The 12,793-nt window shown below is 38.9% G+C and carries 12 protein-coding genes and 1 tRNA gene; 5 read left to right on the top strand and 8 right to left on the bottom strand.

Translation table 11 applies throughout. From position 1 onward, the window contains the following. Positions 1–18: 18 nt before the first annotated feature. Positions 19–1,953 (top strand): oligoendopeptidase F, encoded by a 1,935-nt coding sequence (pepF, locus tag WSC_RS0100925; protein WP_016954035.1) that lies wholly within the window; start codon positions 19–21, stop codon positions 1,951–1,953. A gap of 273 nt (positions 1,954–2,226) precedes the next feature. Beyond that, positions 2,227–3,798: a diguanylate cyclase domain-containing protein gene (locus WSC_RS0100920; RefSeq protein WP_237716261.1), complete on the top strand. Its 1,572-nt coding sequence runs from the start codon at positions 2,227–2,229 to the stop codon at positions 3,796–3,798. Here the strand turns inward: WSC_RS0100920 and WSC_RS0100915 are convergent. The 3 genes from WSC_RS0100915 to trpS all read right to left on the bottom strand — a co-directional run bounded on the left by WSC_RS0100915 (position 3,795) and on the right by trpS (position 6,583). Continuing rightward, the gene (locus WSC_RS0100915; RefSeq protein ID WP_016954033.1) at positions 3,795–4,220 is read right to left on the bottom strand and encodes a hypothetical protein; all 426 of its coding nucleotides are present in this window, start codon (positions 4,218–4,220) and stop codon (positions 3,795–3,797) included. The genes WSC_RS0100920 and WSC_RS0100915 overlap by 4 nt on opposite strands. Position 4,221: 1 nt before the next feature. Beyond that, complete coding sequence (locus WSC_RS0100910; RefSeq protein ID WP_016954032.1) at positions 4,222–5,511, bottom strand: hypothetical protein; 1,290 nt, start codon at positions 5,509–5,511, stop codon at positions 4,222–4,224. A 61-nt stretch (positions 5,512–5,572) separates the two neighbouring features. Further along, on the bottom strand, positions 5,573–6,583 hold the full coding sequence (trpS, locus tag WSC_RS0100905) for a tryptophan--tRNA ligase (RefSeq protein ID WP_016954031.1): 1,011 nt from the start codon (positions 6,581–6,583) through the stop codon (positions 5,573–5,575). A 271-nt stretch (positions 6,584–6,854) separates the two neighbouring features. Here trpS and WSC_RS0100900 point away from each other — a divergent pair. Next, positions 6,855–6,930, top strand: a tRNA-Arg gene (locus WSC_RS0100900). Here the strand turns inward: WSC_RS0100900 and WSC_RS23805 are convergent. Both WSC_RS23805 and rraA read right to left on the bottom strand, forming a co-directional pair. Then, positions 6,890–8,257, bottom strand: coding sequence for an ATP-binding protein (locus WSC_RS23805; RefSeq protein WP_050996070.1), 1,368 nt, complete (start codon positions 8,255–8,257; stop codon positions 6,890–6,892). The genes WSC_RS0100900 and WSC_RS23805 overlap by 41 nt on opposite strands. A 106-nt stretch (positions 8,258–8,363) precedes the next feature. Further along, positions 8,364–8,864: a ribonuclease E activity regulator RraA gene (gene rraA, locus WSC_RS0100895; protein ID WP_016954030.1), complete on the bottom strand. Its 501-nt coding sequence runs from the start codon at positions 8,862–8,864 to the stop codon at positions 8,364–8,366. A gap of 188 nt (positions 8,865–9,052) precedes the next feature. Here rraA and WSC_RS0100890 point away from each other — a divergent pair, with 188 nt between their 5' ends. Together WSC_RS0100890 and WSC_RS0100885 are read left to right on the top strand one after the other, a co-directional pair. Beyond that, positions 9,053–9,556: a phosphatase PAP2 family protein gene (locus WSC_RS0100890; RefSeq protein ID WP_016954029.1), complete on the top strand. Its 504-nt coding sequence runs from the start codon at positions 9,053–9,055 to the stop codon at positions 9,554–9,556. A 4-nt stretch (positions 9,557–9,560) separates the two neighbouring features. After that, positions 9,561–10,625 (top strand): MJ1255/VC2487 family glycosyltransferase, encoded by a 1,065-nt coding sequence (locus WSC_RS0100885; RefSeq protein WP_016954028.1) that lies wholly within the window; start codon positions 9,561–9,563, stop codon positions 10,623–10,625. Between the two features lie 512 nt (positions 10,626–11,137). Here the strand turns inward: WSC_RS0100885 and WSC_RS0100880 are convergent. The 3 genes from WSC_RS0100880 to WSC_RS0100870 all read right to left on the bottom strand — a co-directional run bounded on the left by WSC_RS0100880 (position 11,138) and on the right by WSC_RS0100870 (position 12,747). After that, complete coding sequence (locus WSC_RS0100880) at positions 11,138–11,845, bottom strand: nucleoside-binding outer membrane protein (protein ID WP_026016593.1); 708 nt, start codon at positions 11,843–11,845, stop codon at positions 11,138–11,140. Between the two features lie 76 nt (positions 11,846–11,921). Beyond that, the gene (locus WSC_RS0100875; RefSeq protein WP_016954026.1) at positions 11,922–12,293 is read right to left on the bottom strand and encodes a type II toxin-antitoxin system YafO family toxin; all 372 of its coding nucleotides are present in this window, start codon (positions 12,291–12,293) and stop codon (positions 11,922–11,924) included. 4 nt (positions 12,294–12,297) lie between these two features. Further along, on the bottom strand, positions 12,298–12,747 hold the full coding sequence (locus WSC_RS0100870) for a hypothetical protein (RefSeq protein WP_016954025.1): 450 nt from the start codon (positions 12,745–12,747) through the stop codon (positions 12,298–12,300). Positions 12,748–12,793: the final 46 nt, after the last annotated feature.

Here is a 12,793-nt window from a genome sequence, read left to right as displayed (position 1 = left end):
TACAAGGAAATGATAACAATGAAACTTAAGCTCCTTAGTTTAATTATCAGCGCCAACTTATTAACCGCTTGTTCGCAAACAAGTGCGCTTTCAGGTTCCGAAAGCGCAAGTGAACCAGCGAACCAACAAACCATCTCGGCGGCCAAAAAAGAAAAATCAGCCAAAGTAGTAGATGAAAAATATATATGGGACTTAACAGATTTATACGCTAGCGATGAACAATGGCAGCAAAGCCATAGTAAAACTAAAGGCGAGATAGATAAACTCAAGGCGCTACAAGGCAGCTTAGGTAAAAATGCTCAATCTTTACTGATTGCGAGCAATGAAATATCTGCTGTTTATAAAGATGCCGTGCGCTTATTGGTATACGCAACATTAAAAGCCGATGAAAATCTAAAAGTTGCAGAAAATGAAGAACGCCGACAACTAGCTAAAGCTTTACTCAGCGATCTTTCAGCAGCAGTAAGTTGGTATAGCCCTGAAATACTGGCAATTGGTGAAAAGAAAATCCGCCAATTTCTTAAGCAAGAGCCAAGACTTAAAGTACACCAGCACTCATTAGAGAATACTCTCCGTAATAGCCCACATACTTTAAGCCAAGAAGTCGAAGCTGTACTGGCCAAAACAGGCAAACTAACCAGTGCACCAAATTCTATTTACTCAGTGCTCGCCAATGCTAACTTACCTTGGCCAGAAATCACGCTAAGCACAGGTGAAACCCAGTTACTAAATCAAGCTGGTTACTCAAAATTGCGCCAAGCTAGCTCACGTGAAGACAGACAAAAAGTCTTTGAAACTTTCTGGGGTACGTGGAAAGACTATGAAGCCACACTTGGTAGTATTCTAAACTCGCATATTCAAGGTTTAGTATTTCATACACAAGTGAGAAACCATGAGACTTCAGTAAGCCGAGCCTTGTTTGGTGACAATATGCCAGAAACGGTTTACCGCACATTAATTAAAGAAGTAAATGATGCTTTACCAACCTTGCACCGTTACTTTAAGTTGCGAAAACGCATGTTGAATATTGAAGATGATATGCGTTACTTTGACATTTACCCACCATTGGTAGAATTAGACAAAACTTATAGCATTGAAGACTCAATTGCCATTACACGCCGGGCACTAAAACCGCTAGGGGCAGAGTTTTTAGCAGCATACGATAAAGGTGTAGAAGGACGTTGGATGCATGTTTACCCACAAGAAGGTAAACGCTCGGGTGCATACATGTTTGGCGCAGCTTATGATGTTCACCCTTATGTATTATTAAACCATAATGATGATTTCCAGAGTGCGTCAACCTTTGCACACGAATATGGGCATGCGGTGCATTCTGTATTGAGTAATAAAACCCAACCATGGGAAACAGCTGGTTACGCAACCTTTATTGCAGAAACAGCCTCAATTATGAATGAAATGCTATTGGAAGATATGGTGATCAGCGAAGCACAAACCGACCAAGAAAAGCTTTACTATTTAGGTATAGGATTAGAAGCACTACGTGGTACTTTTTTCCGCCAAACCATGTTTGCAGAGTTTGAGCTTAAAATTAATGATGCAGCCGAAGCGGGTGAAATCTTAACCGGAGCTAAATTGTCTGAAATGTACCTAGAGCTGTTGAAGCGTTATCACGGCCATGACCAAGGCGTAATGACAATTGACGATGCCTACGCAATGGAATGGGCATATATTCCACATTTCTACTACGATTTTTATGTGTTCCAATATGCGACTTCAATTGCAGCCGCAGCAGGCCTAGCTGAAAAAATTGGTCATGGTGATATCCAAGCTCGAGATGCCTATATTGATATGCTAAAAGCAGGCGGTTCTGATTATCCGTATGATTTGATGAAAACTGCTGGGGTAGATATGGCGACAGCCGAACCTTATCGAGCTTTGGTCAAGCGTATGAACAATATAATGGACGAAATGGAACGAATTTTAGCCAAGTAGCAAGATAATTGCTATTGGCTTTAAATTGAGCCATAGTCAACTAAGTATGCCCTTGTTGTCAGTAATGAATTCAAGGGCATATAGCTCATCTCTTTAGATATCGAGGGATACAAAGGACGAACAATTTACAAAAATAAACGAATAAAATGAAAAGCTTTTCTATTTAATACGTGAATAAATTCCATCAAATTAAACTCCGCTATTGTTTGAATTAGGCTATATTAAGTACATGCCAGTTGTATATAAAGCGAAGGTAACCTATAAAGCTGTATCATGAGTATGAAAATAAACATAAAACTAACCCTACTCGTCGCTCTAGTCGCAATTGTTTCCAGCATACTTATTTCCTTGCTGTCGTATTCACATATCTTAAAAAGCAATCAGCAAGAGGCAGATAAAACAATAAAGTCGCTTGCCGCAACTGTATACAATACCGCATCAGCCGCAGCTTATTTAAATGATGAACCCTTAGCAAACGACGTTATATCTGGTTTATTAAAAAATGCAGTGGTTGAATGCGCCGACATTACCAGCCCAAAACTTAAACAAGCGCGTGGTATTCATTGCAACCAAAACCAGCTATATTCTGAGCCTTTGTACTCACCATTTAATGCCAACGAAAAAATAGGAACCTTGCTGATATACAAAAATACCAATTCTGTCAAAGACAAGGTATTAACCCAAGTTACCAGCACCATAATTAATATTTTTACCATAGTTTTTATCATAGCGATTTGTACCTTATTCACAACTTATGTATTGGTTTCGCACCCTATTGCTATGCTGGCAGACGAGCTAGAAAACATAGACTTTACACACGAAGAAACAGACAAGCTAAAAAAACAATCTCGTAATGATGAGCTTGGGCTAATTCGTAGCATAGTTAATAAAATGCTCGCCAAACTCGATGAGCGTTTACAACACGAGCGCAATTTGTCGGCACAAAAAGAAAAACTCGCCAGCAACTTTAAGATGATTTGTGACATTTCAACCAATGCACTGGTTGTAACCGATGAAAACCTCAACTTACTGTCGGTTAACCCTAAATTTAAAGAGCTGTGGCTAAAGAATAGCGGCCACCACGAAGTAATTTACGATAGTCACTGGTTAGAAAAAATTTCTTTTGAAGTTGACGAAATTAAACAAAAAATTCTCGATTTCCCAAAACTCAACACCTCACAAACCATTGAGATCGAAGTCCGAAAACCAAGTGACACCGACATGGAAGCACAATGGTTTAACCTCACCTATAACAAAGCAGAGAATATGTTCGGCGAAATTAATATTTTCGTGATTATCAGCGATATTACTGAAGCCAGACAAAAACTCCTGTTAACTGAATTTGAGGCCGATCACGACACCCTCACCCACCTAAAAAACCGTCGCTCAGCACGGCGTATAATCGAAAAAATCCTCGATTCAAACGAACTTACCCCGGAGTTTGCCCTACTGCTGATAGACCTTGACGGCTTCAAAGCCGTTAATGACACCTATGGTCATGATGCCGGTGACACTGTATTAATAGAAGTTGCCAATAGATACCGTAAACTGACGCGTAAATCCGACATAGTCTGCCGCTGGGGTGGTGATGAGTTTTTAATTATTTTAACTAACGTCAATCGTGCCGAAGTCGAAATTATTGCTGAAAAGTTAGTACAAGCAACTGCCGTGTCTATTCCATTAGATGAACAAAACATCGCGTATATAGGTTGTAGTATTGGGGTTGCACTTTATCCACAATCAGGTAAAGATTTCGACAAATTATTTGATCATGCAGATCACGCTATGTACCAAGTTAAAAAACAAGGCAAAAACGCTTACGCTATTTATCAGTGGCAAGACTAAAAACGATAAACAATTTTAACTTGACCTGTTACATATTTTTCGTCTACATAAGCGACAGCGTTAGTGTTTCGTTGAACATAGTTCAAGGCATTCTCAGGTGTTTCTAGTTGGATAGGTGGTAAATAACGACCCGTAAATTTAAGTCTTGCCCAATAACTATTTATTTTAGCAAGCGATAGACCTGTCGCTTGATAATAGAAATTTTCTTTTTCGCTAGATTCGTTTGGTAAATCAACGGGCTCGGCAGAGATTCCATTGGGGAAAGCCATATAACGACCTGTGTATATATCAACAACATTAGTTAAGCTAAGTTCATGGATTGGATTTGCTTTATTTACCACAACCACCAACTCTGCAGCCGCACCATAACTACAGGATAAAAAGATAGAAGCTGCTAGTATTTTTTGGGTAAGCTTTTGCATATTAAAACACCCAATCTATACCAAAAGTCAGTGTATCAATGGTGGTTGCAGCATTACTGGAAATAGATTCTCGAATCCATAAACCACCACCATTTTGACCAACCCAATTGCGTTCAAACTGCACTTTAAAAGCCACGTCCGCAAACAAATCTAACCGAGCGCCAAAGGCAATACTTTGTTGTTCAAATTTTATATTAAGCGATTGCTCCAGCGCATTAAACGAGGCTGCAAAATCAGATTGGGTCACCTGCGACCAAACCGCCAACAACTCTGCACCTGGCAAAGTTTGTGGTTTATACCCATCTTCAGAATGAATAGCAGATACAATGATAAAAGGAGCAAACTTGTCAATTCGATAAGAATATTGTAAATACCCAGCAGTGGTATCCGGCGCTAAATAAGAGTCGGTCGACAATTTACCTAACTCGCCACGCAATAAACCGTCAAAGTGGTTGTACTCAAATGCCAATGATGAGTATGAAAATTTAGTATCTTTAATCTTATAAGCATCATACATTGCCAGAGCGTCAGTCCAGCCTGCAACACCAAATTCCGCTGGAGGGAAGGCTAAGCTTGTTAGAAATTGCTCAACACGTTGATCTACACCAAAACCATCATGCGAGGCCTGAGTATAACCAAACCTAACCAACCAACTCTCATATTCAAAACCTAAATTAGCGCCTAAAATATCCTTTAACGAAGTAATAACACTCGCACCATCAATGCCGGCCCATATATCAGCTACACCGCTGTAGGCATTGGCAGTAAATAAAATACTGCCAAAACGTTTTTGATAGCCAATATCAAAACCGTCGATACTCGTGAGTGGAATTTGCGCATAAAAATCATGAACTGGATAAATCGAGTCTTGTGCATATCCAATAAAGCGCGTATCGCTTAATAAGTATAACTTTGGAGAGAAGCGGCCAACTCTAATTAACCAGTCAGCGTTAGGACTATAATTCAGCGTAAAAAGTTTTATTCGATCAGTTACATCTTCTGTCGGTTCACTGCGCACAACAAGTTGGCCAACAAGCTCCCAATTCGCATTAAATTGATGATTGAGCTGAAACCCCACTAAACTCAAATCTAAAAACTCAATTTCTCCACGCTGACCACTATGACTTGAGGCAATATTTGAGCGAAAAGCCAGTTCGCTGCCATCAGCATGATATCCAACGATAGAGCCAAATCCAGAGATATGGGTATTGCTTTTAGCTGTGATTTCTGCAGAAAAAATAGAAATTAACAAAATGACCAGAAGATCAGTTCGCAAGCATTTAACTAACATAATTGTGCTCTATAAATTAATCTAGCCACCATATGTGCGGTGGCTTAACTTAAAGCTTAGCTTAGTTTTTTGGTTTTGCTATAAAGCCGATTGCGTCATAAACTTTATCAAGCATAACTTGCGCGCGCTCTGACGCTCGCTCAGCACCTTGCGCCATCACCTTATTTAAGAAATCTTGCTGGCTGCGCATTTCTGCAAATCTTGTTTGAATTGGCTCTAATAATGCCACGACGGCTTCTGCTGTGTCTTTCTTTAAATGACCATACATTTTGTCTTCATATTCAGGCACTAAAGCTTCAATGCTCTTACCTGTTGCACATGACAACAAAGTTAATAAATTAGACACACCAGCTTTTTCTTCCACATCAAAATATATACGCGCTTGTTCATCTGAATCAGTGACCGCACGTTTAATTTTTTTAGTGATTTTTTTCGGATCTTCTAACAAACCAACAAAATTACCCGGATTATCATCCGACTTAGACATTTTTTTCGTCGGCTCTAACAAACTCATAATACGCGCACCGGTTTCAGGAATATAAGGCTCAGGCACCTTAAATACCTCACCATAGGCGTTATTAAAACGAGTAGCGATATCACGGCTTAACTCTAAATGTTGCTTTTGGTCATTACCCACTGGCACCTGGTCAGCTTGATACAATAAAATATCTGCAGCCATTAAAGTTGGATAAGCAAACAAACCTGCGTTGATATTATTCTCATTTTTCGCTGACTTGTCTTTAAACTGAGTCATACGATTTAACTCACCCATTTGAGTATAACAGTTAAGCGCCCACGCCAATTGAGTATGCTGAGGCACATGTGACTGCAAAAATATGGTGCTTTTTTCAGGGTCAATGCCACAGGCCAAATATAAAGCTAAACCATCTAAACAAGCGTTACGTAACTTTTCTGGCTCTTGGCGCACAGTAATAGCGTGTAAATCTACAATTGAAAATAAACAATCGTATTCACCCTGCATACTGGCCCATTGACGCAACGCGCCCATGTAATTACCAATTGTTAACTCACCACTTGGCTGCGCACCACTAAAAACCACAGGTTTAGTCATATTTTCCTCTATAATCTGAATCTTGTACTGAAATTTGCAAGTTATGAAAGGCATTATATACCCAAGCTACTTGAAGATGCGAGATTTCAGCAAGAGATAAAAAGCATTTAGACAAACCACATTAGCCATATGGCTAACATAGTCATAAAAAAACCCAAAGTTAGCTATATGGCTAACATGGTAAAGTAAAAATTAGCCCAAACACCAAGTAAATTCGTTAAACAATGGGTTCAACACTGTGGAAAAATAAGTATACTAAAGGGCACAAAATGGCCCTATAGTTCAACAGGATAGAACAGTTGCCTCCTAAGCGACCGATCCAGGTTCGAGTCCTGGTGGGGCTGCCATTACCTCTTGAATGTTATCTAATGAAAATCCGTGATAACTCACCGTGTAATCTTTCAGCTTAAGCTTTTGTAACAAACCTTGAGACTTTTCAATTAACTTTTGCTGATTATATTTCTTGTGCTGGCGTTTAACTTCAGCAATTAAAATATGTTTGTCTAAATCGTTGATGGCAACAATATCTATTTCATTTTGGCCTTTTGCATCCCAATAGCCACCAATACGGCCAAATTGTTTCGACTCAACCAAAATAGCTTTAAACAAAGCTTCTAGTTCGCCGCCTGAATAAACTTCAAAATCTCGCTGAATATGGCGTTGAATGTAAGCATAGTTTTCCATTTCAACAGCACTTTTGTTGGCATGGATAAATCTAAACCAAAATTTTAAAAATGGATCAGTAATACTGTAGCGCACGTCTCGGGACGTTTCTTTTGAAGTAATAGGGCGGTTTTTGCTAATCACATCAAAGTTAACATCTAAATGTTCAAGATGCACACCAACCCCCATTCCCAGATAATTTTCTATTTTATTGCGGCTAGTATTACCCTTAGCAATTGCACCTAAAATATCGAAATAAACTCTGTGTTCAGCGCCAAAGTCTTCAACAAGTCTATGAGTCCCCTCTTTTACAAAGGGGGAGAATTCAGAAATGACAGCTTCAAATATATCATTGCGCTCTTGAGAAAATACAGTTAACCACTCAAGGTACTTAGGTATTCCACCTGATAAACACCACCAAGTTAACAAATTTTCAGGGCTAAATTGATTATGATCACACATTACAGCGGCAATGTAAGAAGGCTGCAAAGGTTGAATTTTAAAAAACCTATCGTCTCTATTTAATAAAGGTTCATCTTTGCCCTTAAAGATTTTTACCATCATGCTAAATAAAGAGCCACAGCAAATTAAATGCATCTTAGCTTTGCTTTTATAACTGTCCCATAAGTTTTGTATATCAGAAAACAAAGCTGGATTTACTTTATCTATATCTTGAAATTCATCAAAAATGACAGTTAACGGCTGAGATATTGCATACTCAAGCAAAAACTCAACAATATCTTTTAGTGATTGTGGGTGAAAAAATTTGGCCGACAGTTCACTGCGAATAACCTGAGCAAATTCATCCACTAACGAACTTTCAGTTTTTCTGCTGATAAAGAAATATAAATATTGATGTGAGCCTTGGGCAAAAGCTTCATTAAGCAATCGAGTTTTGCCAACCCGTCTACGGCCAACCATTACACTTAGTTGGCCTTTGCTATATTCAAGATTTTCAGAAACTTTTTTGAGGGTTAAGAGCTCATTTTCTCTGTTATAAAATTTGTGCATTTAACCTCCAATTTTTGCGCATTGAAGGTTAACTATAAAACAGAAAGGAGTTAGTGTAAACAAACTTACTGTAAAAATAATTACAGTAATTAAAATTACATTAAACTCATTCTTCTACTAAATCATCAAGCTCAAGCGGCTCTGGTGATAAAATAATGCCTGTGGTGTCGGCATAAACATAATCTTCAGGTAAAAAGGTTACGCTGGCAAAATTAACTGCAGCGTCTAGCTCGCCACTTTCTTCATCATCAGCGCCAACAGGAATAGACGCGATTGCTTGAATGCCTAAATCAATTTCTTCTAGTTCATCTACGTCGCGCACAGCGCCATAAACAATTAGACCTTCCCAATTATTTGCAACGGCTAACTCAGCCAATTCAGCATCAATTAACGCACGGCGTTTTGAGCCACCACCGTCAACCAATAATACTTTACCACTGCCATCTTCCGACAATACTTGGCGAATAAGGCCATTATGCTCAAAACACTTAACTGTAGTGATAACACCATAAAAGCTAGTAATGCCGCCGTAAGAGCTAAAAATTGGCTCAACCACATCAATCATATCTGTGTAGGTGTCGCATAATAAAGAGGTACTGAATTCCATGGTTAACTACCTTATTGGAAAAGAAATTTCGTCTATTATAAACAGCACATAGGGTGAGATCCAATGTAAAAAGTCAGTTAAAAATCAACAAGTACCACTGTCACATTTTTGACCAATTTGGTTCAAAATAAGGTCACACAAAAATCATAATATTTGCCAAGTAAAGTACAATATTTAGGCACTGTGTTATGAACATCATTACCCAAAAAGACCAACAATTATTCGGCTGGATATTCTCGCACACGCACAATCGCGATATGAAATGGGTGCGCCTAATTTCTAAAACCGGTGACGGACACTTTTATATTGCATTAGCCATTATTTTAGCCTTACTTGAACAAGAAGGTATTTGGTTTTTAGCCGTAGGTTTAGTTGCATTTTTAATGGAGCTGCCATCGTACTTTATGCTGAAAAAAGCCTTTAAACGCACACGCCCAAGTGACTTATTGGTATCAGCTCATATAGAGCCAAGCGATAAATTTAGCTTGCCTTCAGGCCACACAGCAGCCGCGTTTTTAATGGCTACCTTAATTAGCGCATTTTACCCAAGCTTCACATTATTAGCCTACAGTTGGGCGTCAATGGTTGGTTTATCTCGTGTACTTTTAGGTGTGCATTTCCCGACAGATATTTTAGCAGGCGCCTTACTTGGAATGGTCAGCGCTTGGTTAAGTTTAGGATGGATATTATAGATATATGAAGATTTTTTATGGTGTACAAGGTACAGGGAATGGTCACATTAGCCGTGCAAGAATCATGGCAAACCGCTTTAACGAACTAGGTATTAAAGTAGATTATTTGTTTTCAGGTCGCGAAGCCGACAAGTTTTTTGATATGGAACCGTTTGGCGACTACCAAATTCGCAAAGGTATGTCTTTTAGTAGTAAAGACGGCGACTTAGCTTTATTTTCAACCCTTAAACAAGTTGAAATTAGAAAATTTTGGAAAGACGTAAAAAGCTTAGATCTATCTAGCTACGATGTTGTATTAAATGACTTTGAGCCAATAAGTGCATGGGCAGCAAAACGCCAAGGCATACCCAGCATCAACATCTCTCACCAAGCAGCTTTTATGCAGGATATTCCAAGCAAAGGTGCAAAATGGGCAGATAAAAAAATCCTAAAATACTTTGCGCCATGTCAGCACAACTTAGGTGTGCATTGGTATCACTTTGGCGCCAACATTATACCGCCCTTTATTGAAGCACCGGAAAAGCTTGAGTGTAAAGACAATAAAATAATGGTATATTTACCATTTGAATCGCTTGAACAAATTAAGCTGTTGCTCGCTGACTTTTGTGACTATCAATTTTATTGTTACCACCCAGACATCACTGAAGATAAAGACGAAGAACATATAAAACTCCGCAAACTCAGCCGCAGTGGTTTTAAACAAGACTTATGCGACAGCAAAGGCATAATCGCCAACGCTGGTTTTGAACTTTCAAGCGAAGCTTTGTGTTATGGCAAACGTATTTTGCTTAAGCCATTAAATGGTCAATTTGAGCAAGCTAGCAACGCGTATACGCTTGAACTTATGGGATTAGCTTCGGTTATGCCTAGCTTAAATTTTGATAGTGTTGAAACTTGGCTGGCGCAAAATACTGGCGGCAGAGTGATATTTCCGTCAGATCCCCAACCATTAATCAATTGGATTATGGCTGGCGACTACCATAACACTCAACCTTTGCTTAAATCACTGTGGGCGCAAGTGCAATTTCCCGAGCAAGTTGAAAATAAATTAAGTCGCAAAGTGGCGTAGTAGCAACCCAAGATAGAGCTATATAAACGTTGCATAGGCAGACCATAACTTTCGCAAAACCGCTGTGAATACAATCGGCAGCGCTTTAAACTCAGTGCTTACAAGCATACTCGAAGCATGATTTTCTAAAAACGCTGTTCGCCAGTCCCTGGCCGCTCCCAAAAGATGTCCCTATCTTTTGAAGTTTTAGAAAACCAGCATTCAAGTACGCTTTTATCTAACTTATTTATTGCTGTTAGTAGAGTTTGAATAACTAGCAATATATTTATCAGGAAAGTGCTAGAGCAATAACTTAGAGCAAAATCTCTTTTTCAAACATTGTGTGGGCACACAATACAATAGTCAGGAGAGATGGTTGAGATAGTGTTTCTCAAAACTTCCAATCGGTAGGGATACCGTTTGAGAGCGGGCCATGGATGGCCTTGCAGCGGTTTTGAGAAATACATCGCAAACAACTCGACTTCCCTGCCACAAATCTAGCCGCGCATTAAACCAGCAGCGATTTCAAAAAACTAAAAATGCACCTTAACAAGCAAATTCGCATTACGCTCGTTCACCCCATCAATGCCAAATTTATCATTCCAAAACACATACTCAATGCCCAAAAACACCTTAGTATCAACCGACAACAAAGAAGCTAAATTATACTTAAGCTGCGAAGTAAAATTCATAGTTGGCGACTTACCCGAGACCGCACTCGCATAATCTATAAAACCATCATACAACCAATTATCGAACGGCAACGCCCACGCAAGAGTAAGTTGGTAATTACTATCACCAGAATCATTAAAACGCTTGTACAAATTCAAATTAACAAAGGTAAAATATTCCGGGGTAAACTTAGTGCCCAACCCCAACAAATAATGAGTAAATTCACTCCCAGCTCCGTCATGCAAATTCTGCTGACTAAACTCCACAGTCGTCGCAACGAACAAACCGTCAGCAACACTATTATCCAACTGTAACAACTCAAATCTAGGGCTTATCTCACCATAAATTTGTTTATCGCCATTATTGCTTTGCAACTGCTCAATAAATAAAAAACTATCACCCCAACTGGTTTTAGCCGCATGCTCAAAGGTATAAACCTCACGCTTGTTATCGCCCACTTGGTAATTACTGCCATTTAAATAAGTAAAACTTGCGTCCGACCACAACATTTTGGCGTGAAGATTAAAACAACATAGAGGAACAATTAGGAAAGTTAATACAAAGCGCATGTGGGAATGATTCCCTAAAGAAAACAATGATGAGTTAAGTTTAGCTCATATACAAAAACTTGAAGAAAAAAGATATCTAGTATTTATTTCTAAATAGCGCAGCGACACTGGCATAATCACGCATTTTATTCATGTCTCTGCACTTCTGATGCGCGTCTTTCAAAATAACATCAATAACCAGATAGTAGTTTGGATTCGTAAACCCCTGGCAATATATCAAAAATGCATCACTTGTTTGTTGATTAGGTTCAAGTTCAATAATATGGAAGTGCATCAAACTCTCATCTTTAGCACTTTGCGGTTGCCAAAAATCTCGATCGGCACCCAATATTGATGATTTATATTCAGGGTTTAGCTTTATCCGCTTTAACTCAGTGATAAAGCGATCTACAAATGGGTTGTTTTTAATTAGAGTGCTTTTGAAAGCTTTAACTTCCGTGTTCGTCACTTACTTACGCTACTTCAATAAATTCAGGATCTTGAGATTTATCGTAACCACCCCAAAATTCACCAAACACCTCAGAAACTTCACTAATATTAATATCTGAATGGTAAATAGCTGGCTCGTTAGGGTTTTCAATATGCTTTAACCATTGAGCTGCAGTTTTTGCATCATTTATAACGTAACGGCACGCATCAACAAAGTCAGCGTCAGCATGCGGGGTGTTGTATTCTATTACCTCATAGGCAGCTGCCAAAACTTCCATAGTATTGATGGTTTCGCTTAATTCCGACTCATTAAAGTCATCATTATTTAACTTTAATATTTCGTTTCTCATAGAGCGAACACTAGACACAATAACACAAAGCAAGCTTTTCGCTTGTTCTTTAGTTAGTTGCTTGTCAACAATGGTAGCAACATTCAGCACATGCTGTAACTGTAATTCGATTTGCTTACGCATACTTTCCTACCGGTAAATCGTATAAGTACCTTTGTAGTATAGCACA

Origin of the sequence: Catenovulum agarivorans YM01 (genome assembly GCF_000281085.1) — a bacterium.
Taxonomy (GTDB): Bacteria; Pseudomonadota; Gammaproteobacteria; order Enterobacterales; family Alteromonadaceae; genus Catenovulum; species Catenovulum agarivorans.
This window is presented reverse-complemented; position numbering and strand designations above follow the sequence as displayed.